This is a genomic window from Actinokineospora auranticolor, from assembly GCF_002934265.1.
GTDB lineage: Bacteria > Actinomycetota > Actinomycetes > Mycobacteriales > Pseudonocardiaceae > Actinokineospora > Actinokineospora auranticolor.
The window spans coordinates 36567-58371 of sequence record NZ_PTIX01000005.1; the positions used below are offsets into that span (position 1 = coordinate 36567).

Annotated in this window: 21 protein-coding genes, 1 pseudogene and 1 riboswitch; of the genes and pseudogenes, 13 read left to right on the forward strand and 9 right to left on the reverse strand. The window is 73.5% G+C overall.

Going from position 1 to position 21805, the window contains the following annotated elements:
* Positions 1–35: 35 nt before the first annotated feature.
* Complete coding sequence (locus tag CLV40_RS11110; RefSeq protein WP_104478813.1) at positions 36–1226, reverse strand: FAD-dependent monooxygenase; 1191 nt, start codon at positions 1224–1226, stop codon at positions 36–38.
* 74 nt (positions 1227–1300) lie between these two features.
* Here CLV40_RS11110 and CLV40_RS11115 point away from each other — a divergent pair, with 74 nt between their 5' ends.
* The 4 genes from CLV40_RS11115 to CLV40_RS11130 all read left to right on the forward strand — a co-directional run bounded on the left by CLV40_RS11115 (position 1301) and on the right by CLV40_RS11130 (position 4551).
* Positions 1301–1990 carry a TetR/AcrR family transcriptional regulator gene (locus CLV40_RS11115; protein ID WP_104478814.1) on the forward strand — a complete coding sequence of 230 codons (690 nt, stop codon included), beginning with the start codon at positions 1301–1303 and terminating at the stop codon, positions 1988–1990.
* A 57-nt stretch (positions 1991–2047) separates the two neighbouring features.
* Positions 2048–3148 carry a sensor histidine kinase gene (locus CLV40_RS11120; protein ID WP_104478815.1) on the forward strand — a complete coding sequence of 367 codons (1101 nt, stop codon included), beginning with the start codon at positions 2048–2050 and terminating at the stop codon, positions 3146–3148.
* Complete coding sequence (locus CLV40_RS11125) at positions 3145–3795, forward strand: response regulator (RefSeq protein ID WP_104478816.1); 651 nt, start codon at positions 3145–3147, stop codon at positions 3793–3795. Before CLV40_RS11120 ends, CLV40_RS11125 begins: the two co-directional genes overlap by 4 nt.
* A gap of 96 nt (positions 3796–3891) precedes the next feature.
* Complete coding sequence (locus tag CLV40_RS11130) at positions 3892–4551, forward strand: DUF2306 domain-containing protein (RefSeq protein WP_104478817.1); 660 nt, start codon at positions 3892–3894, stop codon at positions 4549–4551.
* Between the two features lie 13 nt (positions 4552–4564).
* Here CLV40_RS11130 and CLV40_RS40250 read toward each other — a convergent pair whose 3' ends face one another.
* The gene (locus tag CLV40_RS40250) at positions 4565–5386 is read right to left on the reverse strand and encodes a LysR family transcriptional regulator (RefSeq protein ID WP_104478818.1); all 822 of its coding nucleotides are present in this window, start codon (positions 5384–5386) and stop codon (positions 4565–4567) included.
* Positions 5387–5456: 70 nt separating this feature from the next.
* Here CLV40_RS40250 and CLV40_RS11140 point away from each other — a divergent pair, with 70 nt between their 5' ends.
* Entirely contained in the window at positions 5457–6182 is a 726-nt protein-coding gene (locus CLV40_RS11140) for an SDR family oxidoreductase (RefSeq protein ID WP_104478819.1), read from the forward strand.
* Positions 6183–6206: 24 nt separating this feature from the next.
* A complete protein-coding gene (locus CLV40_RS11145; RefSeq protein ID WP_181043436.1) occupies positions 6207–9206 on the forward strand; it encodes a CHAT domain-containing protein in 3000 nt (999 codons plus the stop codon).
* On the opposite strand, the gene CLV40_RS11150 is transcribed toward CLV40_RS11145, so the two are convergent.
* From CLV40_RS11150 to CLV40_RS11160, 3 genes are all read right to left on the reverse strand, one after another.
* Entirely contained in the window at positions 9197–10786 is a 1590-nt protein-coding gene (locus CLV40_RS11150) for a CATRA conflict system CASPASE/TPR repeat-associated protein (protein WP_104478821.1), read from the reverse strand. The two genes, CLV40_RS11145 and CLV40_RS11150, sit on opposite strands and share 10 nt — an antisense overlap.
* Positions 10783–11010 carry a pentapeptide repeat-containing protein gene (locus CLV40_RS40740; protein WP_374066536.1) on the reverse strand — a complete coding sequence of 76 codons (228 nt, stop codon included), beginning with the start codon at positions 11008–11010 and terminating at the stop codon, positions 10783–10785. Before CLV40_RS40740 ends, CLV40_RS11150 begins: the two co-directional genes overlap by 4 nt.
* A 132-nt stretch (positions 11011–11142) precedes the next feature.
* Positions 11143–11448: a CATRA system-associated protein gene (locus tag CLV40_RS11160; RefSeq protein ID WP_104478823.1), complete on the reverse strand. Its 306-nt coding sequence runs from the start codon at positions 11446–11448 to the stop codon at positions 11143–11145.
* Between the two features lie 172 nt (positions 11449–11620).
* Here CLV40_RS11160 and bla point away from each other — a divergent pair, with 172 nt between their 5' ends.
* Complete coding sequence (gene bla / locus CLV40_RS11165) at positions 11621–12460, forward strand: class A beta-lactamase (protein ID WP_219823952.1); 840 nt, start codon at positions 11621–11623, stop codon at positions 12458–12460.
* A gap of 36 nt (positions 12461–12496) precedes the next feature.
* Here the strand turns inward: bla and CLV40_RS11170 are convergent, their stop codons facing one another.
* Positions 12497–13579, reverse strand: coding sequence for a branched-chain amino acid aminotransferase (locus tag CLV40_RS11170; protein ID WP_245931220.1), 1083 nt, complete (start codon positions 13577–13579; stop codon positions 12497–12499).
* Between the two features lie 125 nt (positions 13580–13704).
* Positions 13705–13847, forward strand: a riboswitch (cobalamin riboswitch).
* Positions 13848–13923: 76 nt separating this feature from the next.
* Here CLV40_RS11170 and CLV40_RS11175 point away from each other — a divergent pair.
* The 4 genes and pseudogenes from CLV40_RS11175 to CLV40_RS11190 all read left to right on the forward strand — a co-directional run.
* Positions 13924–14946 carry a peptidase gene (locus tag CLV40_RS11175; protein WP_104478825.1) on the forward strand — a complete coding sequence of 341 codons (1023 nt, stop codon included), beginning with the start codon at positions 13924–13926 and terminating at the stop codon, positions 14944–14946.
* Between the two features lie 99 nt (positions 14947–15045).
* Entirely contained in the window at positions 15046–16497 is a 1452-nt protein-coding gene (locus CLV40_RS11180) for an amidase (protein ID WP_104479046.1), read from the forward strand.
* Positions 16498–16646: 149 nt separating this feature from the next.
* The gene (locus CLV40_RS11185) at positions 16647–17807 is read left to right on the forward strand and encodes a globin domain-containing protein (RefSeq protein ID WP_245931221.1); all 1161 of its coding nucleotides are present in this window, start codon (positions 16647–16649) and stop codon (positions 17805–17807) included.
* A pseudogene (locus CLV40_RS11190) lies at positions 17803–18207 on the forward strand (DUF899 family protein); the annotation flags it as partial. The gene CLV40_RS11185 and the pseudogene CLV40_RS11190, both read left to right, overlap by 5 nt.
* A 3-nt stretch (positions 18208–18210) precedes the next feature.
* Here CLV40_RS11190 and CLV40_RS11195 read toward each other — a convergent pair.
* Positions 18211–19218, reverse strand: coding sequence for a polyprenyl synthetase family protein (locus tag CLV40_RS11195; protein ID WP_104478827.1), 1008 nt, complete (start codon positions 19216–19218; stop codon positions 18211–18213).
* A gap of 168 nt (positions 19219–19386) precedes the next feature.
* On the opposite strand from CLV40_RS11195, the gene CLV40_RS11200 reads away from it, so the two are divergent.
* Positions 19387–20016 carry a hypothetical protein gene (locus tag CLV40_RS11200; protein ID WP_146107990.1) on the forward strand — a complete coding sequence of 210 codons (630 nt, stop codon included), beginning with the start codon at positions 19387–19389 and terminating at the stop codon, positions 20014–20016.
* 26 nt (positions 20017–20042) lie between these two features.
* Here CLV40_RS11200 and CLV40_RS11205 read toward each other — a convergent pair whose 3' ends face one another.
* Complete coding sequence (locus CLV40_RS11205; protein WP_104479048.1) at positions 20043–20357, reverse strand: DMT family transporter; 315 nt, start codon at positions 20355–20357, stop codon at positions 20043–20045.
* Positions 20354–21010: an FMN-dependent NADH-azoreductase gene (locus tag CLV40_RS11210; protein ID WP_104478829.1), complete on the reverse strand. Its 657-nt coding sequence runs from the start codon at positions 21008–21010 to the stop codon at positions 20354–20356. The genes CLV40_RS11205 and CLV40_RS11210 overlap by 4 nt, the downstream gene beginning before the upstream one ends.
* Before the next feature lie 94 nt (positions 21011–21104).
* Here CLV40_RS11210 and CLV40_RS11215 point away from each other — a divergent pair, with 94 nt between their 5' ends.
* A complete protein-coding gene (locus CLV40_RS11215) occupies positions 21105–21680 on the forward strand; it encodes a TetR/AcrR family transcriptional regulator (protein WP_342752263.1) in 576 nt (191 codons plus the stop codon).
* The last annotated feature ends 125 nt before the right edge of the window (positions 21681–21805 follow it).

Consider the following 21805-nt stretch of genomic DNA (forward strand, 5'->3'; position numbering starts at 1 on the left):
GGGTTGCCGACCTCGGCTGATCCTCGCCGTGGCGGTCAGGCACGGCCGAGCAGGGCCGGGTAGTCGGGCAGTTCCGGGGAAGTGGCGAACTTCTGGGTCGCTTTGACCAGCGTGTTCTGGAACGCCTTGGTGTTGAACAGCTTGTTGCGGAACCACAGCCCCGGCGCCGTCGCCGGGGCCATGAACTTGCCCGGGTTCGCGCCCTTCTGCCACTTGCTCGCGTACGGCCGCATCAACTCCTCGTACGCCACCAACGCCGACGGATCCCCGCCGGTGCGCGCGAGTTCACCGGCCAGCACGTACGCGCCGACGACCGCCGTGCCGACGCCCATCCCGCCCAAGGTCACACCCCAGGCGGCGTCGCCGAGCAGGGCCACCCGAGCCGACGTCCACTTCGGGGCGTGGACGCGGCTGATCGAGTCGAAGTAGAGGTCGTCTACCGCGTCGAGGTGCGCCAAGAGGTGGGGAGTGTGCCAACCCAGGCCGGACAACGCCTTCTGGATGACCTTCTTCTGACCCTCCACGTCGTCCCAGTCGTTGTCCAGGCGTGGTGAGGCGAAGACGGTAAGAGCGCCGGCGAGTTGCGGGTCGTGTTGGTGCGCGGACACGCTCACCATGCGACCGGGCTCGTTGTACTGGTGTGGTGTCGTCTTGTAGTCGCGGTCGTTGGGTAGGTCCCATCCCGCGATGTAGTAGTCCAGGTGGCGGACGAAGTCGGACTCCGGGCCGAACGTCAACCGGCGGACGGTCGAGTGCAGGCCGTCGGCGCCGACCACGAGGTCGAAGGTCCGGGTCCCTGCGCGCGCGAAGTCGACCGTGACGCCGTCCGGGCGGTCGGCCATGGCGGTGACCCGGTCGCCGAACAGGTACTCCGCGCGGGGGAGCGACCGCTCGTAGAGGACCCGGGACAGGTCGGCGCGGCGGATCTCCAGGTCGCCGCCCGCGAACTCGGCGGGCAGGGTGAACACCTCGCGGTCGTCCTCGTCCACGCAGGTCATCGCGCCGCCGTGGGTCTGCAGGGCGGTCAGTTCGTCCAGCACGTCCATGCGGCGCAGGACGTCGAAGTGGGTTGGGCCGCGGAAGTCGATCGCGAACCCGCTCGCCCGCAGGGTCGGCGCGACCTCGACGACGGTCACCTCCGCGCCGTACTCGCCCAGCCACCACGCCAGGGCGGGACCCGCCACGCCCGCCCCCGACACCAGCACGCGCACTCCCGACAGCGACATCGGTCCTCCTCAGGTATCTGTGTCCGTCGGAAACAGTTTATGATGGACACAGTCGACTTCGCAAGGGAGCGCCGATGCCCGACCCGACCACGGACCTGCTCTGGGGTGCCCGCCCCACCGCGACGCGGGGGCCGCGGCCGACGCTGACCGTCGCCGACATCGCGGGCGCGGCCATCGCCGTGGCCGACGCCGACGGGCTGCCCGCGGCGACCATGCAGCGCGTCGCGGAACGACTGGGGGTGACGAAGATGGCGCTCTACCGGTACGTGCCGGGCAAGGACGAGCTGGTCGCCGTCATGATCGACACCGCGCTGGGCGAGGCACCCGAACCGTGCGCCGACGGGTGGCGCGCGTGCCTGCGGCGGTGGACCCACGCCATCTACGACCGGTTCACCACCCATCCGTGGACCACCGAGGCCACCGTCGGACCCCGACCCATCGGCCCGAACGAACTCACCTGGCTCGAACGCGCCCTCGTCGCCCTCGCCGACACCCCGCTGGCGGGCTCCGAGGCCCTCGACACCGTCGCCACCCTGGCGGGCCACGCCCGGGCCATCGCCCAGCAGTGGGCCGCCGCGACGAACCCAGAGGCGGCGATCCACCGCTCGTTCGCCCAGCTCGTCGAGGGCCGGGAGGACCGCTTCCCCGCCCTCGCGCGGGCGCTCGCCGACCCCGGCGGGCAGGGGCAGGCCCTCGACTTCGGTCTCGACCGGGTCCTCGACGGCATCGAACTCCTGGTCGCGAACCGGTCGTCCGGACGGTGAGGGGGCGTCGTACTTTCGGATGATCCGGCGAGGTCGGGCGGGTTCGTACACTACGGCGTGCTCCAGTCCTTCTGGCGCGAACCGCGTCCCGTCCCGGTGCCCGGCCGTAGTGGCTGGGACTGGGCGCTCGTGCTCGCGCTCGCCGCCACCGCCGTCCTGGAAGCGATCTTCCGGCCCGGCCTGACCGCGCCCATCCTCTCCGCCGTGGTCTCCGCGGGGCTGACCGGAACGCTGCTCATCCGCCGGTCGTCTCCGCTGGTCGCGGTGCTCCTGGCCTTCGGGGTCTGCGCGGCGGTGTCGCTCGTGACGGACCGGGAGTACCCCGAGCAGCACGTGCTGCTCTACCTGCTGTTCCTCCCGTTCGCGCTCGTCCGGTGGGGCTCCGGTCGCGCGGCCGTCATCGGGGCGGGTGCCGTGACGGCCAAGGTCGGGCTGGCCGTCGCGCTGGGCTACCTGCGCCCCGCCGACGCCGTCGCCGGGGTCGTGATCCTCTTCGCCGCCATGGCGACCGGTGCCGCCGTCCGGTACCGCCACCGCGCGCGCACCCGTGAACTCGACCAGGTCACGCTCCTGGAGCGCGAACGGCTCGCGCGCGACCTGCACGACACCGTCGCGCACCACGTGTCCGCCATGGCCATCCGCGCCCAGGCGGGCATCGCGATCGCGCCCGCCGACCCCGACGCCGCGGTCGACGCGCTGCGCCTGATCGAGGCCGAGGCCGCCCGGGCGCTCGACGAGATGCGCGGCATCGTCCGCATCCTCCGGGCCGCCGACGAACCCGACCGGACCCCCGGGCCGTGCGCGGGCGACATCGAGGCGCTGTCCTCGGGTGGGCGTCCCGAGGTCGCCGTCGAGGTGATCGGGGACGCGGGCAGGCTGCCGTCGCCCGTCGGCGCCGCGCTCTACCGGCTCGCGCAGGAGGCCGTCACCAACGCGCGCCGCCACGCCCGGCACGCCACCCGCGTCGACGTCCGGGTCGTCGTGGCGCGGAGCGAGGTGCGGCTGAAGGTCAGCGACGACGGCGAACCCGCCGCCGCGCGACCGGCCGGGTTCGGGCTCACCGGCATGATCGAGCGCGCCGCGCTGCTCGGCGGCACCTGCCAGGCGGGGCCGAACGAGGGTCGCGGGTGGACGGTCACCGCGGTGCTGCCCGGATGAGCCTGCGCGTGCTGGTCGCCGACGACCAGGAGATCGTGCGCACCGGGCTGGCCATGATCCTCGGCGCGCAGCCGGGCATCGAGGTCGTCGGCCAGGCGGCGGACGGCCGCGAGGCCGTCGACCTGGCGCGGGCGCTGCGCCCGGACGTGTGCCTGCTCGACATCCGCATGCCGGTCCTCGACGGCATCGAGGCCACCCGGTCGCTGGCCGGGCCGGGGGTGCCGGACCCGATCCCCGTCGTGGTCATCACCACCTTCGACCTCGACGAGCACGTCTACGCGGCGCTACGGGCGGGCGCCCGCGGGTTCCTGCTCAAGAACGCGGGCGCGGACATGCTCTCCCAGGCCGTGCACGCCGCCGCGCGGGGGGACGCGCTCATCGCGCCCAGCGTCACCGCCCGGTTGCTGGCCGCGTTCGCCGCCCAGGAACCGGGGACCCGCGCGCAACCGCTGGACCCGCTGACCGAGCGGGAGGAGCAGATCCTCACCGCCGTCGCGCGCGGCCGGACCAACAACGAGATCGCCGAGCAGTTCCACATCACGCTCAGCACGGTCAAGTCGCACATCACCAGCCTCATGACCAAGCTCGGCGCCCGCAACCGCGTGGAGGTCGCGATGTGGGCGCACGAGACGAACCGGTTGGGGTAGCCGGAAGTCCGGTCGCGGAGTCGGACTTCCGGCCACCCCCGAAGTCGGACTTTCCCCCGATGTGCCTGACCCCCGCGCCCCGACACCATTCACGGCATGACCCCAACCCCGCTCCGCCGCCTCCGGTTACCCCTGGCCTTGGTCGCCCTCAGCCTCATCCCCGTCGCCGCGGGCGCGTTCCGACTGTCCCAACTGGCCGGTGGGGCGGCGGTCACGACGGAGAACGCCCGGTTCTTCGCCGCCCCGATCCCGGTGGCGCTGCACATCGTCGGCGCCACCGTGTTCTGCGTGGGGGGTGCCTTCCAGTTCATGCCCGGGTTACGCCGGACGGGATGGCACCGCCGCGCGGGCCGCGTGATCCTCCCTTGTGGACTGATCGCCGCCCTCTCCGGCCTGTGGATGACCGCGACCTACGACCTCCCCGCCCACGACGGCCCGTTGCTCGCCGCGTTCCGCGTCATTTTCGGCACGGGCATGGCGGTCGCCCTGGTACTCGGCTTCCTCGCGATCCGCCGCGGCCACGTCGCCGCCCACCGCGCCTGGCTGACCCGCGCCTACGCCATCGGCGTCGCCGCCGGTACCCAGGCGTTGACCACCCTGCCCTGGGTGCTGGTCGCGGGGCAGCCGGGAGAGGTCCCCCGAGCCCTCCTGCTGGGCGCGGCCTGGGGCATCAACCTGGCGGTGGCCGAATGCGCCATCCGCGGCGTGCTCCGCACACCGCGCACCCGGGCGACCCCTACCCCCGCCACCCTCTGAGCCAGGAGCGCGGTTACGCGGACCGGCTGGTCGCCAGGTGGACGAAGAGCGCGGTGTGGGGGCAGCGGGAGTGTTCCGGCCAGGCCAGGACCAGGGTGGTCGGCGGTGCGTCGACCACCGGGACCGCCCGCAGGTCGTGGCGCAGGTGGCCCGCCGCCGACTCGGGGACGACGGCGGACAGGCGGCGCATGGCTGTCAGTTGCATGAGTTGGCCGATGTCGGAGACGGCGGGGGCGTTCGGGTCGTGTTTGGGCGGCCACAGCGGGCGGGGGAGGTCGGCCAGGCGCACGCTCCGCGCCGCCGCGAGCGGGTGGTCCGCCGACAGCACCGCGATCTGCCGCTCGGTGACCAGGTCCTCCCCGGCCAGGCCCGTGAAGTCGTCGCCGGGGCGGTGCAGCAGCGCGAGGTCGGCCACCCCCTGGCGGACCAGGTCGGCCCGCTCCTGGACGCGGCAGACCACGTCCACCGGCACCGAGTCCGGGTGCGCCCGGTACGCCTCGACGAGCCCCGGCAGCAGGCCCCCGTCGCCGCCCGGTTTCATCGCCACGGTCAGGGTTCGGCGCGGCTGACCGGCCCGGCGGGCCCGGCGCACGGCGGCGGCGACCGCCGCCAGGGCCACCCGGGCCTCGTCGAGCAGGGCGGCGCCCGCCGGGGTCAGCTCGACGCGGCGGCTGGTGCGTTCGAACAGCTCCGTCCCGGTTCGCCGCTCCAGCTGCCGGATGGCGCGCGACAGCGGCGGCTGGGTCATGCCCAGCCGCTCGGCGGCGCGGCCGAAGTGCAGTTCCTCGGCGACGGCGACGAAGTAGGTCAGCTCCCGGGTCTCCGGCAGATCCATACCTCCAGGGTATCGGTCGGGTCGGGATCGGTGTTGGCCCCGCGCGCACACCGCTGGTGGACTCGGTGTCATGAACGAACAGACAATCGCGCTGGTCACCGGGGGCAACCGGGGGATCGGTCGGGCGGTGGTGGCCGGGTTGGCCGACCGGGGGATGACCGTCGTGCTGGGCAGCCGGGACCGGTCCCGGGGCGTCGACGCCGCGGCGGAGCTCGGGGTCGAGTCGGTCGAACTGGACGTCACCTCCGACGACTCGATCGCCGCTGCGGCGAAGGAGCTGGACGAGCGGTTCGGCCGCCTCGACGTGCTGGTCAACAACGCCGGGATCTCCGGCGGTTTCGCCGCGCAGCCGCCGGGGGCGGTGGACCTCGTGGCGTACCGGGAAGTGTTCGCCACCAACGTCTTCGGCGTGATCGCGGTGACCGACGCCCTCCTGCCGCTGCTGCGCCGGTCCGCCGCGCCGCGCGTGGTCAACGTCTCCAGTGGACTGGCCTCGATGGCCCGGATGTCCGACCCGGACGGCGGCCTCGCCGCCCTGCCGCCCTTCGCCGCCTACGCGCCGTCCAAGAGCGCGGTCAACTCCCTGACCGTCCAGTACGCCAAGGCGTTGCGCGCCGAAGGGGTCCTCGTCAACGCCGCCGACCCCGGCGCCTGCGACACCGACTTCACCCGGGACATCCCCGGCATCACCCGCACCGCCGACGAAGGCGCCGCCATCATCGTCAAGCTCGCCACCCTTCCCCCGGACGGCCCGACCGGCGGGTACTTCAACGATTCCGGGCCCGTGCCCTGGTGATCACCGCGCGGTACGGTGGCGGTCATGCGCGGGTCCAGCCTCCGACGGGAGGTCCAGGCCGCGGCCGCGGCGCGGGATCCCGCGCGCCTGGCCCGGGTCGCCGACGGGCTGCGGGGATCGCGCAAACCGGGTGATCGGTTCATCCGCGCGGTCGCGTTGCGCGAACTCCACCAGTGCAGCGGCGACGCGGCGGCGCTGGACGAGGCGTGCGCGGTGGCCGAGTCGATCGCGCCGCGCGGCGTCCGGTACCGGTTGGCCTGGGCCACGGTCCTGTTCACCAGGGCCGATGTCCGAGGCGACCGCGCGGACGTCGACCGCGTCATCGACCTGCTGCGGGGCGCGCTCGTCGAGCGGCTCGACGCCGTCGAACTCGCGACCGGCCTCATGACGCTCTGCTGCGCCTACTACGCGCGGTTCGAACGGGCCTCCGCCGAAGCCGACCTCGACGCGTCGGTGGAGGTCGGGTGGGCGGCCGTGCGGGCCGCGGGCGACAACGCGGGCCTGGCCGCGAGTTGCCTGACGAACCTGGTGAACCCGTTGCGGGCCAGGGGAGAGCGGCGCGCCGACCGCCAAGACCTCGACACCGCCGTCGAGGTCGCCCGGCGGGTCGCGCGGGCAGGCGCGTCGGCCCAGGCCTGGTCCAACCTCGGCACAGCGCTCCTGGCCCGGCACGGGTTGACCCGCGACCCGGCGGACCTCGACGACGCCGTGGCCGCGCTCCGGTCCGCCGCCGACGGGACCGGGCCGTTCCGGCCGTCGGCCGTGGCGAACCTGGTGTCCACGCTGGTGACCCGCGCCGACGACACCGGGGACGCCCGCGACCTGGCCGAGGCGCTGGACCTGGCCCGGTCGGTGGCGGTCGACCCCGGTACCCGCGCGGCCCTGGCCATGGCGCTCGCCGAGTCGTCCGAGCGCCACCACCGGCCCGACCTGGCGGACGAGGCGATCGACCTGTTCCGCGCCGTGCTCGCCGAGACCGGGCCGGACGACCTCTGGCGGGCCGGTGGCCTCGCCAACCTGTCCACCCTGCTGTCGACCCGCCACCGGCACTCCGGTGCCCGGGCCGACCTCGACGACGCCATCGCGACCGCCGAGCAGGCCATCGCCCGGACGCCGCCGAGCCACGCGCACTACCGCCACCTGCGCGGCTCGGTGGCGCTGGACCGCCATCGTCGTTGGTTGTCGACGGGCGACGAGCGCGACCGGATCGCCGCGCTGGAACACTCCCGTGCCTCGATCGACGGCGTGGACCCGGGGGATCCTGCCGCGGTGAGCCTGCTCGTCAACTACGCGGGCCTGTTCGGCGAGGCGGAGCCGGACCGGGCCATCGAGATCCTGGGCGCGGTGAACGTGCGTGGACCGAACGCGGCCGTCCCGCTGACCGCGCTGGCGAACGCGCTGCTCACCCGGTATGGCCGCACCGAGGACCCGGCCGACCGCACGGCCGCGGCGGCGGCCGCCGACCGGGCGATCACCGCCACCGAGCCGGACCACCCCCTGCTCGGGCAGTCGCTGCTGCTGCGTTCCGCCGCCTCGGCGGACGGGGAAGAGGCCCGTGCGTTCGCTGAACGGGCCGCGGCGCTCGACGTGGCCCCACCCGGGGTCCGCGCCGCGGCGGCCCGGCGGGCGTCGGGGGAGGCGGCGGCGCTGGGGGACTGGGCGGGCGCGGCACGGGCGCTGCGGATGGTCGTCGACCTGCTCGACCGGACGGTTCCCGCCGAGTTGGACCGGGTCGACGCCACGACGCGGTTGACGCCGTACGCGGGTCTGGCCGTGGACGCCGTGGCGACCGCGGTGCTGGCCGGGGACCTGGAGGGCGCGGTCGAGGTGTGGCACCGGGCCCGGGCCGTGCTGCTGGGGCGGGCGCTCTCGCGCGGCCGTGACCTCGCGCGGCTGCGGCGGGTCGATCCCGCGTTGGCGGACCGGTTGGCGGCGCTGTCCCGCGAACTGGACACAGTGGACTACTACGAGTCCGCGGGTGATGTCGTGGAGCGCCGGCGGGCGGCGGTGCGGGAACGGGAGTCCGTGCTGGCGGAAATCCATTCCCGGCAAGGGGATCTGCTGCGGACACCACGCGAGCCCCTGCCCGCGGCCGACGAGGGTCCCCTGGTTCTGCTCAACGTGAGCACCCTGCGTTCCGATGCGTTGGTGCTGCGGCATTCCGGGATCGAGTTGGTGCCGCTGCCCGATGCCCGCGCCGAGCAGGTGGCCGAGTGGGTGACCGGGCTGCTCGCGGGCGACCGGGACGACGAGTGGCTGTTCGGGTTGCTGGCCTGGTTGTGGGACGCGATCGCGGCGCCCGTGCTGGCCGTGACCGGGACGGACCGGCCGATCCGGTGGAGTCCGTCGGGGTTCCTCGCGTTCCTGCCGCTGCACGCGGCCGGGCACCGAGGTGGGGAGTCGGTGCTGGACCAGGTCGACAGTTCGTATCGCGTGATGCCGGTGACCTCGCGCGCGCGGACCCGGCGGCCCTGGTCGGCGGCGGTGGTGACGATGCCGGTGACCGGAGGGGCGGCTGAGTTGCCCGCGGCCATGGACTCCGAAACCTGGCTGCGCGCGCATTTCGGCGCCGCGGAGTTCGTGGCGGACGGTGTCGTGGCCGCGCTCGGGCGGCACCCGTGGGCGCACTTCGCCTGCCACGCGCACAGTGATCTGGCCGATCCGTGGGCCAGCGCGTTGATCGCCGACGAGCCGCTGCCGGTGTCGGTGTTGGCCGGGGTTCGCCTGCCCGACGCGGAACTGGCGTTCCTGGCGGCGTGTTCGACCAGCAGGCCGGGGACCGCGCTGCCGGACGAGGCGGTGCACTTGGCGTCGGTGTTCCAACTGCTCGGGTACCGGCACGTCATCGCGACCCTGTGGCCCGTGCCCGACCGGATCGCGCACCGGGTCACGCGGTTGGTCTACCGGGACATGGGGGAGGATTCGGACTTGGCGGCGGGGGCCGTGCGGCGGGCCGCGGTGCGGGTGCGGGAGTTGTTGCCCGACAAGCCTTGGTGCTGGGCCGGGTACGTCCACTACGGCTGAGCGGGCCGCCAGAGCCAGGCGTCGGCGGTGAAGTCCTTGACCTGGACCGTGTGCTTGGTGAAGTCGGGTCTCCAGGGTTCGTCGACCGCGAGGTGGTAGAGGCGATCGGCGATGATCGCGGCCAGGTCCCGGGTTCTCGCTTCGGCGCGCACGGGAGGCGAGTCGAGCAGGCGGCCCAGGACGGTGGGGGTGTCGCCTGCGAAACCGAGGGCGGCCAGGCCTACCGGACCGGTGGTGGCGGCCAAGCGGAGGCGGATCGGGTCGCGGAATTCGTCGTTGTCCTCTTCGAGTCTGGCCGTTGTTTGTCGCAAGAAGACGTTCAGGGCTTTGGTGGCGTCGACGGAGGGCGGTAGGAAGGCGAAGAGGCCGTCGCCCGCGCCTTGGTGGTCGGTGTCGGAGATGTCGAGGTCGAGGTGGGCGAGGACGTCCTGGACGATGGCGAGGAGGCGGTCTTGCAAGCGTGACCGGCGTTCCGGCGGGCGGGTGCCGTAGCCGACGATGTCCAGGGCGAAGCCGATCCTGGTCGCGGTGGTCGGTTTCCGCGGTGTGGCGCGGACCTTGGTCGGTGCTTCCGGGTGGTCGAGGGGCGGCGGGGCGGTGAAGTCGTGGCCCAGTTCGCGGGTTCCCTTGGCCAGGGCGGCGGACTCGGCGAGCGCGGCGATGGTGGCGGACAGTTCGGCCAGCAACCAGTCCGCGCGGCCGCGGTCGCCGGGTAGCGGCACGCCCATGAGGGCCGCTTCGGTTGAGACGGCCCGGGACATGCGTCGCGCGCGGGTCCCGCAGAACAGCAGCTCCGCTTCGAGATCACGCAATCGGGCCAGGACCGACGCGGAGAACCCTTGCCGTGCCTGGGAAGCGGTAGTGTCGACGGCGCCGCGGAGCTGAGCGAGCGACCGGCGCTCCCGGTCCCAGACGCGGGCGTGGTGGCGGAGATTCCCGGCGTGCAGCAGGTAGCGGGCGAGCGGCGGCAGGGTGGTGCCGCCGTCGCTCCACGTCCAGGTGCTCAGGTCGCGGTCCTGGGTCTCGTCGGCGACGACGACCAGGTGGCGGTCCGGGAGAACGGTGGCGTCGGGCTCCCACACGAGAAACCCCGTACCGTGCGCGGCGGCCTCTGGCCACCGCGCGCGCCGCGCGTCCCGGGGCAGCGCCAGCAGAGCGGCGGCCGCGACCTCGGCGGGCGCCGTCCGCGCCAGCTCGGCGACCCGCCCCTGCGAGACAACGACCTCGGCGGTGAGCGGTTCGGTGGCATCCGCCCGAACCTCGGCCCACCACCGATGCGCCTCCACCCACCCGGCGTCGGCTGGCGCCATCGCGACCGAGAGGTTGACCTCCTCGTGATACCGGCGCAGCACGACCTGGAAGTCCCCACCCCGCCCCTCGGCGGCGGCCATCGCGGCCTGCCCGGGAGTGTCCGGGAAGGCGGTGGGAAGTCCGGTTTCGGTGATCGGGTCGGTGGTGCCGAGCAACCGCCCGCACCGCGACCACACCTCGCGCAACGCCACCCACCCGGCGGCCGCCCGCGGCCCGTCGACGGGGGCGTAGAGGTGCACGACCAGCTCCTGGCCGGAGACGCGGGTCATATCGCCACCTTAGACCGACTCGTGGTCGAGGGTCGGGCTCCACGGGAAGTGCCCGAGCGGTTGGCCTCGGCGATGTGCGCGCCGTCCAGGTCGGCATCGCCGTGGAAGACGGCGTGATCGAAGCGAGCTTTCGCGCGGAACGTGCTGTCGCGAAAGCGATGTACGGAATCAAACCGTGTGCGGTGGAAGTCGGCCGTGTCCAGGAACTCGGCGCCCCGGAACATCGCGAGGCTGTTGCTTTGCTCGGCGGTCGCGACAGTGTGCTCGAATGCTGTCAGGGTGTGGTTGTGTGTTGACGCGCGGTGGACCACGGCGACTCCGGAGTACCGGCTTTGTCCGAAGATGGCACCGCGACCTCAAGGGACGACGTTGGGGGTGGGTGGGTCTTCCCGCAACGACTCCACGACCTCGGCGCTGGCCTCCAGGGTCTCGGGTGGGGCGCTGCCGCCGTCGTCGTGGGTGATGCGGGTCAGGCGGAGGGGGCTGTACGACTCGAGTTCGGCGATGACTTGTTCGGCGGCGGCCGTGTCGTTGGTGGCGATGTGGTGGGCCAACTGGTGGATGAGGGCCGTTATCCGAGTCCAGTTGTCGTGGGTCATGAGCCAGCTCCGGAGGTCGCCCAGTACGGCCCGGGCGTCGGCGGCCGGTTCACCGTCGAGCATGGCGCGATGCTAACGCACCGGCGAGAAGGAAAGTGGTCGACGAGTTGTCCGGTTAACCGGTTCGACTTTCCCCGCGTCCACGCCTACGGTGGACGATGATCAAGGGGGGATCCATGACAACCGTTTCACGCAGGGTGGCCCTGTTGGCCGGGGTGGGGGCTTTGGCGGGAGGGTGCGCCGGGCAGCCCGAGAAAGCGCCACCGTCCACTGTGGTCACCACGACGACCGAACCGGCCGCGTTCGCCGAGTTGGAGGCCCGGATGGGCGGACGGCTCGGCGTGTTCGCGGTCGACGTGGGGACCGGGCCGCGGTCGGGCACCGCGCCGACGAGCGCTTCCTCGCCTGCTCCACCCACAAGCCGCTGGTCGCGGGGGCGGTGTTGCGGCGGGCGGAGGCCGATCCCGGGTACCTGGACAAGCTCGTCCGCTACGACCGGTCGCGGCTGGAGGAGTACGCGCCGGTCACCGGGGAGCGGGTCGACACCGGGATGACCGTGGCGGAGCTGTGCGCGGCGTCGGTCGGCGTCAGCGACAACACGGCCGCGAACCTGTTGTTCGACGAGGTCGGCGGCCCCGCGGGCGCGACGGCGTTCGTCCGCTCGCTCGGCGACGACATCACCAGGATGGACCGCAACGAGACCAGCCTGAACGTCGGCGCCCCCGGCGACGAGCGCGACACCACGACCCCTCGACGCATCGTGGAGACCTACCGCGCGCTGCTCCTCGGCACCGCGCTGGCGCCGACGGGCCGGGACCGGTTGACGGGGTGGCTGGTCGGGAGCACCACCGGCAAGGACCTCGTCCGCGCGGGTCTCCCGGCGGACTGGCGCGCGGGCGACAAGAGCGGCTCCGGCGCGGCGGGCGAGGTCAACAACGTCGCCATCGCCTGGCCACCCGGCCGCGGTCCCTGGCTGATCGGCGTCTACACCGCCCCGACCAAGGCGGAACCACCCGCGCGCCCGATCGTCGCCGAGGCCGCCCGGATCGTCGTCGCCGCCCTGGGCCGGGCCTGAAAGCGGTGGCGGCTCACGCGAGCCGCCACCCACCCGTCACACGACCCGGCGCAGCCACCCGCGCGTGTCGGCCGCGCGCCCGAACTGGATGTCCAGCAGGTGTTCGCGCAGCGCCAGCGTGCGCTCGCCGGGCTTCCCGGTGCCCACGGTGAGGTCGAAGTCCTTGCCCCGCAAGCCGATGATCGGCGTGATCACCGCCGCCGTGCCCGCCGCGAAGATCTCCGTGATCGAGCCGTCCGCGCAGCCCGCGCGCAGGTCGCCGACGCCGATCCGGCGCTGCACCGGGGTGAGCCCGTGGTCTTCGGCCAGTGCCAGCACGCTGCCGCGGGTGACCCCCGCCAGGATGGTCCCCAGCCCCGGTGTGACCAGCTCGCCGTCCCGGGTGACCACGAAGACGTTCATCGTGCCGGATTCCTCCAGCCACTCGCGCTCCACGGCGTCCACGAACAGCACCTGGTCGCAGTCGTTCTCCTGCGCCGCGAGCTGCGCGGCGAGACCGGCCGCGTAGTTGCCGCCGCACTTGGCCTCGCCCGTGCCGCCGGGGGCCGCGCGGACGTACTCGTCGGTCACCCACAGGTTCACGCCCGTGGGACCGGACGGGAAGTACGAGCCGACCGGGGACGCGATGAGGCAGTACGTCACCTCCCGCGCGGGCCGCACGCCGATGAACGGCTCGGTGGCGAACATGAACGGCCGCAGGTACAGGCTCTTCTCCCCGTCCGGCGCGGGCACCCAGTCCGCGTCGACGCGGACCAGCTGCTCGATGCCGTCGAGGAAGGCGGCCGTGTCGAGCTCGGGAAGCGCGAGCCGCCGGGCGGACCGCTGGAAGCGCTCGGCGTTGGCGTCGGCGCGGAACAGCCAGACGCTGCCGTCGGCGTGCCGGTAGGCCTTGAGGCCCTCGAACACCTCTTGCGCGTAGTGCAGCACGGCCGCGGCCGGGTGCACCGAGAACGGGCGCAGCGGACCCACGGTGTGGTCGCGCCAGCCGTCGCCCTCGGTCCAGACCGCCGTGGCCATGTGGTCGGTGAACACGGTGCCGAACCGCGGGTCCGCCAGGATCGTGTCCCGTTCGGCCTTCGTGCGGACGTTGTCGCTCTGGTCGAGCCGGAAGGTGGTCACCGCCGGATGATAACCGCGAACGGTCCGCTCCGGCCCGCTCGACAGCGCGGATACCAGCGGGTATGGCATTCGGGCGAGGCCATTGCGGTCCACTTTCGACACTCCGGCGCCCGTGCGCCCGGATGGCCGATTGACCGCGCGGGCGCGCCTGGGAGACTGGCAACGCCCGGCGACGGGGGAAGTCCGGTGGGAATCCGGCGCTGACCCGCAACGGTGTGCCACCCCCGCGGTGGCGAGTCCGATTACCCGCGCCGGGTTCGAGACACACCTCACCCGTCGTGGTTCGCGGGCCGGGGAACGCCGCGCCCGCGCCGCGTCCCGGCCCGCGCGCCGGAAAGGCCCACATGAGATTCCGCGCTGCCCTGGTCGCCGCGATCTGCGTGACCGCCACCGTCGTCGCCGCGCCCGCCGCGGGCGCCACCACCCACCGCCCCGACCGGGCCGCCGCGGGCTGGACGGCCCGCCAGTTCGTCGACGGTGACCACCTGGAGACCACGTTCGACGGCACCAGCTACCCCGACGCGGGCCTGACCATCGACGCGGTCCTCGCCTTCGCCGCCGCGCGCTCCGCCGACGACTACGGCGCCGCCGCCCTCACCTGGCTGGCCCGCCCCGACGTCCTGACCGGCTACCTCGGTGACGGCGGCACCGAGGCCTACGCGGGCGCCACCGCGAAGACCGCCTTCGCCGCGCAGGTCCGCGGCGCCGACCCGACCGCGTTCGGCGGCGTCGACCTCATCGCCCGCCTCGGCACGCTGCTGACGCCGTCGGGCCGCTACTCCGACCGCTCGGTCTACGGCGACTACAGCAACGCCTTCACCCAGTCCTTCGCCCTCCTCGCCCTCGACCGCACCCCGGCGGGCGCGCCGACCGCGGCCGTCGACTTCACCGTCGGCACCCAGTGCGCGGACGGCGGCTTCCCGCTCTACTACGGCACGCCCACCTGCGTCAGCGACGCCGACGCCACCGCCATGGTCACCCAGGCGCTCCTGGCGACCGGTCGGCACACGGCGGCGCAGAAGGGGCTGACCTGGCTCAAGTCCCAGCAGCTGTCGAACGGCGGCGTCACCGGAACGGGGTCGGGCACCGCGAACGCCAGCACCACCGGCCTCGCCGGGCAGGCGTTCCGCGCGGGTGGCCGGATCCTGCCCGCCGCGAAGGCGGCAGGCTTCGTGCTCTCGTTGCGCGTCACCTGTTCCGCCCCGGCCGCCGACCGCGGCGCGATCGCGTTCGACAGCACCGGATTCACCCCCGGCACCGCGGTCCGCGCGACCACCCAGGGGATCCTCGGCTTCGCGGGCGCGCCACTGGCGACTCTCTCGTCGGCGGGTTCCACCACCGGTGCGCCCACCTTGGCCTGCGCGTAGCGATCGGAGCGGGGAGGTGAGAGGTTCGCCTCCCCGCTCTCGACCTGTTGTGCGAATTCGTGTTTTATGGCCTCCGCCGGGGGTCAGTACGGTCGGATCATGGAGTTGAACTTTCCGACCGCGGAAGAACTCGCGGCTGCTTTGCGTGCCGGTGAAGTGACCTCGGTGGACCTGACCGACGAGGCGATCGCGCGGATCGAGCGCGACGACAAGGTGATCAACGCGATCTGCGTGCCGGACTTCGACCGCGCGCGGGCCGCCGCGCGCGAGGCCGACCAGGCGCGTGCGCGCGGTGTGGACCGGCCGTTGCTCGGGATTCCGGTGACGGTAAAGGAGTCCTACGACATCGCGGGCCTGCCGACGACCTGGGGAATGCCGCGGTACCGGGACTTCGTGCCCACCGCGGACGCGGTGCAGGTGTCGCGACTGCGGGACGCGGGCGCGGTGGTGCTCGGCAAGACCAATGTGCCCCTGGGGTTGCAGGACCTGCAGAGTTTCAACGAGATCTACGGCACCACAACCAACCCGTGGAATCCCGAACGGACCTCGGGCGGTTCCTCGGGCGGGTCGGCGGCGGCGCTGGCGGCCGGGTTCGGCGCGTTGTCCATCGGCTCCGATCTCGGGGGCTCGCTGCGCACCCCCGCGCACTTCTGCGGTGTTTACGCCCACAAGCCGACGGTCGGGCTGGTGGCCAGTCGCGGCATGGTCCCGCCGGACGCGCCCGCGTGGCCGGTCGAGCACGACCTCGCCGTCGTCGGTCCGATGGCGCGCACCGCTCGCGACCTCTCCCTGCTGCTCGACGTCATGGCGGGCCCGGACCCGCTGACCTACGGCATGGCGCACCGCGTGGCCCTGCCGCCCGCCCGGCACGAGCGGCTGGGCGACTTCCGGGTCTTGGTCCTGGAGGAACACCCGTTCATCCCGACCGGGGCCGCGGTGCGGGCGGGCGTGAACCGGGTGGCCGACGCGCTCGTCGACGGCGGCGCCCGCGTCGTACGGCACAGTCCACTGCTGCCCGACCTGGCCGAGGCCGCCACGCTCTACACGAACCTGCTGTGCTCGGGTTCCGTCGCGCGGTTCCCCGTCGACGAGTACGAACAGCTGCGGGCCCGCGCCGCCGCACTGCGCCCGGACGACCAGAGCCTCGACGCGGCGCGGTGGCGCGCGATGGTGTTCAGCCACCGCGACTGGCTCGAGGCGAACGCCCTCCGCGAGTCCCACCGCCACGGCTGGCGGCGGTTCTTCGCCGAGTTCGACGCCGTGGTCTGCCCGATCACGCCGACCCCCGCCTTCCCGCACGACCACGACCCCGACCTGCTGGGCCGCCGGATCGACATCGACGGCGCCGCGTACCCGTTCTTCGACCAGCTCGTCTGGGCCGGCCTGGCCACCATGCCCGGCCTACCTTCCACCGCCATCCCGACCGGCCCGTCCCCCGACGGCCTGCCCGTGGGCGTACAGCTCATCGGCCCGCTGTTCGAGGACCGCACCCCGCTGCGACTGGCCGAACTCCTCGAGGAGGCGATCGGCGGCTTCCGCGCACCCAGGTAGGTGTTCCACGGGGGAGCGAGGCGTACCAAGTCCCCAATCGAGTGGCGGAGTTCACTCCAACGGCGGTGTTCCGACTCGGGACCAAAGACCTGGTGGCGCGAGACGTTGCGCCTCTCGATCTTGCCGCGGCCCGGGCGCACCGTGAACCCGTGACCGAGAACCCCGCCATCCCGCCGCTGTCCGACGTCTCCCGCGAGGTCGTCCGCGCGACCCTGCCGGTCGTGGCCGAGCACGCCACCGAGATCACCGGCGTGTTCTACGCGTCCATGTTCGCCGCCCACCCCGAGTTGCTGGACCTGTTCAACCAGGGCAACCAGGCCAACGGCAGGCAGCGGGCCGCGCTCGCGGCGGCGGTCGTCGCCTACGGCGGCCACCTCACCGGCACCGGCCCCGCGCGGCCGGACTTCGGGCCGATCGCCGAGCGGATCGCGCACAAGCACGTGTCGCTCGGCATCCGCCCCGACCAGTACCTGGTCGTGGGCAGGCACCTGCTGGAGGCCGTCGTCACCGTGTTGGGCGTCGGGCCGGACGTCGTCGCCGCGTGGCACGAGGTGTACTGGCTGCTGGCCTGCGAGCTCATCGCCGCCGAGGCCCGGCTCTACGCGTCCGCGGGCGTCGAGCCGGTCTCGGTGTGGCGGCGGTGGCGGGTCGCCAAGCGGCAGGACGAGGCCGTGGACACCGTGTCGTTCACCCTGGTCCCCGACGACGGCGGGCCCGTCCCGGACTTCCACCCCGGCCAGTACGTCTCGGTGGCCGTCGACCTGCCCGACGGCCACCGCCAGCCGCGGCAGTACTCGCTGTCGCAGGGACCCGGTCGCGGCTGCCTGCGGATCACCGTCCGCCGCGTCGGGGGTGGCGCGGTGTCGAACTTCCTGCACGACCACGTCCGCGCCGACGACACCGTCCTGGTCGGCCCGCCCGCCGGGGACACCGCGCTGGCCGACGGCACCGACCCGGTCGTGCTGATCAGCGCGGGCGTCGGCGTCACCCCGATGGCCGCGATGCTCGACCACCTCTCGCACACCCAACCCACCCGGCCCGTCGTGCTCGCCCACGCCGAGCGGAGCGCGGACCGGCACGCCCACCACGCCGAGATGACCCACCTCGCCGCCACCATGACCAGCGTGGAAACCCGCACCGCGCACGGCCACGCGCTCGACGTCGACGAGATCCCCTTGCCGGACAACGCCCACGCCTACCTCTGCGGCCCGATCCCGTTCATGCACGGGGTTCGCGCCGCGCTGCTGGACCGCGGTGTGCCCGCGGACCGGATCCACTACGAGGTGTTCGGACCCGGCATGTACTCCTGAGGGCCCGGTGCCGTTCCTGGACCTGTTCCAGGGCCGCGACGAACTGATCGCCCACAAGCACATGTGGTACGACGGCGCGCCGCACCAGGGCCGGTGCGAGGGGTGCACGACCGCGGCCTGGCACGCGCCGGACGCGGCGTACCTCACCTACGCCACGACGGGCCGCGGCATCGAGGCGATCAACCCGTCGCTCAACCTGCTCGACCGGACCCCCTACGGCCGGGGCGAGCGCTGGGAGGACAACCCCGAGGGCTGGCCCGAGGGCCGCGACGCCTGCTGGTCCTGGCGCTCGGCCGCGGACGGCAGCCCCACCTGGGGGCCGACCAGCCGCCCGGTGCCGCAGTGGGACCGGCCCGGCGCCACCCCGGAGGAGACCCTCGGCAGGCGGGGGCACCACTGACGGTCAGGCTTCGCGGTGGCCCGCGAGGGTGGCGAGGGTGCGCAGGTCGTCCGGGTGGGGCAGGTCCGCGAGGTGGGCGAGCGCGGCCGTGACGCGCTCGGCGGCGTAGTCGCTCGCCCAGCCGCGCCCGCCCGCGGCGTCGACCAGGGTGGCCGCCCGGTCGATGTCCACGGGCTGGTTCGACGCGTACATGTCCGCCAGCTCCCGGCCCGCCGCCGTGCCCGAGCACAGCGCGGCGGCGATCGGCAGGGAGTGCCTGCGCCGGGACAGGTCGGCGCCGACCGGTTTGCCGGTGATCGCCGGGTCGCCCCAGATGCCGATGAGGTCGTCGGCGACCTGGAACGCGACGCCGATGTCGCGGCCGAACGCGTCGAGGGCGGCCACCACGTCCTGGTCGGCGTCGGTGGCCATGGCGCCCAGCGCGCAGGCCGCGCCGAACAGGGAGCCGGTCTTGCGCAGCGCGGTGCGCACGCAGCGGTCGAGCGTCGGGTCGTCGTGCCCGGACTCGGCCGCGCAGTCCTCGTACTGGCCGTGGCACAGCTCGACCACGCACCCGTCGAGCCGGGTCACGGCGGCCACCGGCGCGGGCATCCCGGCGGCCACCAATCGGGTGGCGAGCGAATGCAGCGTGTCACCGACCAGGATCGCGTTGCCGACGCCCCAGACCGTCCACACCGTCGGCCTGCCGCGCCGCATCCGGTCGCCGTCCATGATGTCGTCGTGGATCAGGGTGAAGTCGTGCACCGACTCCACCGCGGCCGCCGCCGGGACGGCCGCGTCCGCGTCGCCGCAGGCCCGACCCGCCGCGATGGCCAGCGCGGGCCGCAGCCCCTTGCCGCCACCGCGCGCGGTCGGTGTCCCGGCCTCGTCCCACCAGCCCAGGTGGTAGCCCACCATCAGGCGCAGCGGGCCGGGCAGGTGGTCGACCTCGCCCCGCAGCACCTCCGCGCACGCGGCCCGCGCGTGCGCGAGCACCTCACCCGCCGACCGCCGTTCCAGTTCCGCCCGCACCGCCGGACACCCCCTGATCGGGAATACCGCCGGAATGCCGCCCCGACGCGCGGAATCGCGCTATTCGACAAACCGGCTATTCGAGTCCCGAATCTAAGACGCGTGTGTGGTCACTCGCAACACGCCCCTCACCGATGAACACGATCGGGTGGCTGACACACTCGCTGTGTGCGTATTCCCGGCTACCTTGACCCGTTCGAGTCGTCACCGCCCGTGCTCGTCGACCGGTCGGACCTGTTGTCGAAAAAGCACTTCTGGCCGCCGTTCCTCGCCTGGGTCGGGGACGCGCCCTCCGCGCCGGGCGCGTTCGGAGTGGAATCGGATGAGGCGGGCCCGCTCGCGCGCGAACTCCTGGACGAGTCGCGCTGGCCGGTGTTCACGGTCCCGGTCCGGGATGGCCACCGCGTCCACGTGGTCATGCGCAACCTGTCCGGCGAGGCCGGTTTCGACTACCTGATCACGCCGCCGCGCGGCCCGGCCGTCCACGTCGCCGCCCTCGACGGTCACTTCGCGGGCCCGGGCCTGTCCTGGCCGGACCTGGCGGTGCGCGCGGAGCCCGCCCACCTGCTCCTGCTGCTGCCCGCCTTCGGTGACGCCGCGACCCCGCCCACCGCCGTCGACCGCGTCGCGGACGCGTTGACCGCCGTCGGCGCGATCCGCGACCAGCGCGCGGTGGCGGGGGAACTGCTCGCCCCGACCGCTTCTGGGGCGCACCCGGCTGGCACGTCACCGACGACACCGTCTGGTGCGACGGTCCGGCCAGCCCGCGCAAGCTCCACAACCCCGACATCGCCGTGATCCGCGCGGCCCCGGGCTGATCGTCCTCACTCCGCCGCCCGCGCCAGCACGACCCCACCGACGATCAACGCCAGCGCGAGGACCCGGCCCAGGCTCAAGGGGTCCTTGTGCACCAGCACCCCGAAGGCGATCGTGCCGACCGCGCCGATCCCGGTGAACACCGCGTACGCCGTCCCCACCGGAATGCTCTCCATCGCCCGCGACAACAAGAACACCGCCCCCACGCCCAACACGGAGCACACCAACGCCGGCAACGGCCGCGTGAACCCCTCGGTCGGCTTGATGCTCAACGCAAACGCCACCTCCACCACCCCGGCGGCCACCAACGTCAACCAGTTCACGACCGCGCCGCCCAATCCGCGGCGAGCGCGTCCACCGCGGACTCGGCCGCCGCGACGGAGTCCCGGTGGGCCTCGGTCAGGTGGGCCAGCAGGGGATCCACCGCCGTGTTGGTCAGCTCGGCGTGCGCGAAGGTCACGTCCTCGACCGCGAAGTGGCCCGCGAGGAAATCGCGCAGGTACCGCTCCTGGTGGTCGTACGGCTCGCGCGGCGTGCCCGGCCCGTACGCGCCGCCCCGCGCGCCGAGCACCGCGAACCGGCGCCCGGTCAGGGACATCCGGGGGAAGGTCACCTGGTCGATCCAGGTCTTGAGCGCGCCGGGAACCGAGTAGTTGTACATCGGGCAGCCGATCACCACGACGTCGGCGGCGAGCAGTTCGGCCAGCAGCGGCTCGACGACCGCCCAGGCGCGTTCGGCCGCCGGGGTCGTGACGGCCTCCCGGTAGCGGACGGGATCGGTGAGCCCCCGGCGCAGCAGCTCGTCGCAGAGGTGGGTCCAGCCCTCGCCGATCGGCGGCACCGGGTCGGCGGCCAGGTCGCGGTAGGCGCGGGTGGTGCCCGGCGCGCGCGACCAGGTCTCGGCGAACCGCGCGGTCAGGGCGCGGGAGGCCGAGTTTGGGCGGGCGCTGGTGTCGAGGTGGAGCAGGTGGGACACGGGAACCTCCGGGGTCAAGCGGACACTGCGTCCACTTGTACCGGCTAACTGGACACCTTGTCCACTTCATCGTTAGGGTGGTGCCGTGAACCTCCTGGGGGACGACCCGCCGCGTGAGCGGGCCGACGCGGCCAGGAACCGGGAGAAGATCCTCGCGGCGGCTGAGCGGCTCTACGCCGAGCGCGGGGCGGACCGGGTGACCATGGACGACATCGCCCGGGCCGCCGGGGTCGGCCGGGGGACCCTCTACCGCCGCTACCCGGACCGGGCGGCGATCGCCGTCGCCCTGCTCGACACCCACGAGCGGGCCGTCCAGGAGCTGCTGCTCGGCGGCCCCCCGCCGCTGGGGCCCGGCGCGGCGCCCGGGGACCGCCTGTGCGCCTTCTACGGCGCGATGGTGGACCTGCTCGACCGGCACGTCCACCTCGCACTGGGGGTCGAGGTGGGGCGGTCGCGGTTCCAGACCGGGGCCTACGGGTTCTGGCGGGCGCACGTGCGGGCCCTGGTGGTGGCGGCGGACGGCCCGGACCCCGACGCCGCCGTCGACCTCCTCCTCGCGCCGCTGGCGCCGGACGTCTTCCACCACCAGCGCGTGGTGCTCGGGCTCGGGGCGGACCGGATCAAGGCCGCCTTGGCGGTTCTCGCGAACGCGGTGTTGGGCGGCGCGTAACGCGTTCGCCGCGTGTTGGACGAAAAACCGCGCTGGTCGCCGGAACGGCCGACCAGGTTACGTGACACATCTCATTGTTTCGACGGGTGGGCCTGTTGGGAACAACAACAGCGCGCGTGAGACAT

Excerpts from the sequence above, each read along its gene's own strand:
- CLV40_RS11110 (WP_104478813.1), bottom strand. The coding sequence starts at position 1,226 with ATGTCGCTGTCGGGAGTGCGCGTGCTGGTGTCGGGGGCGGGCGTGGCG.
- CLV40_RS11115 (WP_104478814.1), top strand. The coding sequence starts at position 1,301 with ATGCCCGACCCGACCACGGACCTGCTCTGGGGTGCCCGCCCCACCGCG.
- CLV40_RS11125 (WP_104478816.1), top strand. The coding sequence starts at position 3,145 with ATGAGCCTGCGCGTGCTGGTCGCCGACGACCAGGAGATCGTGCGCACC.
- CLV40_RS11130 (WP_104478817.1), top strand. The coding sequence starts at position 3,892 with ATGACCCCAACCCCGCTCCGCCGCCTCCGGTTACCCCTGGCCTTGGTC.
- CLV40_RS40250 (WP_104478818.1), bottom strand. The coding sequence starts at position 5,386 with ATGGATCTGCCGGAGACCCGGGAGCTGACCTACTTCGTCGCCGTCGCC.
- CLV40_RS11140 (WP_104478819.1), top strand. The coding sequence starts at position 5,457 with ATGAACGAACAGACAATCGCGCTGGTCACCGGGGGCAACCGGGGGATC.
- CLV40_RS11145 (WP_181043436.1), top strand. The coding sequence starts at position 6,207 with ATGCGCGGGTCCAGCCTCCGACGGGAGGTCCAGGCCGCGGCCGCGGCG.
- CLV40_RS11150 (WP_104478821.1), bottom strand. The coding sequence starts at position 10,786 with ATGACCCGCGTCTCCGGCCAGGAGCTGGTCGTGCACCTCTACGCCCCC.
- CLV40_RS40740 (WP_374066536.1), bottom strand. The coding sequence starts at position 11,010 with ATGTTCCGGGGCGCCGAGTTCCTGGACACGGCCGACTTCCACCGCACA.
- CLV40_RS11160 (WP_104478823.1), bottom strand. The coding sequence starts at position 11,448 with ATGCTCGACGGTGAACCGGCCGCCGACGCCCGGGCCGTACTGGGCGAC.
- CLV40_RS11175 (WP_104478825.1), top strand. The coding sequence starts at position 13,924 with ATGAGATTCCGCGCTGCCCTGGTCGCCGCGATCTGCGTGACCGCCACC.
- CLV40_RS11180 (WP_104479046.1), top strand. The coding sequence starts at position 15,046 with ATGGAGTTGAACTTTCCGACCGCGGAAGAACTCGCGGCTGCTTTGCGT.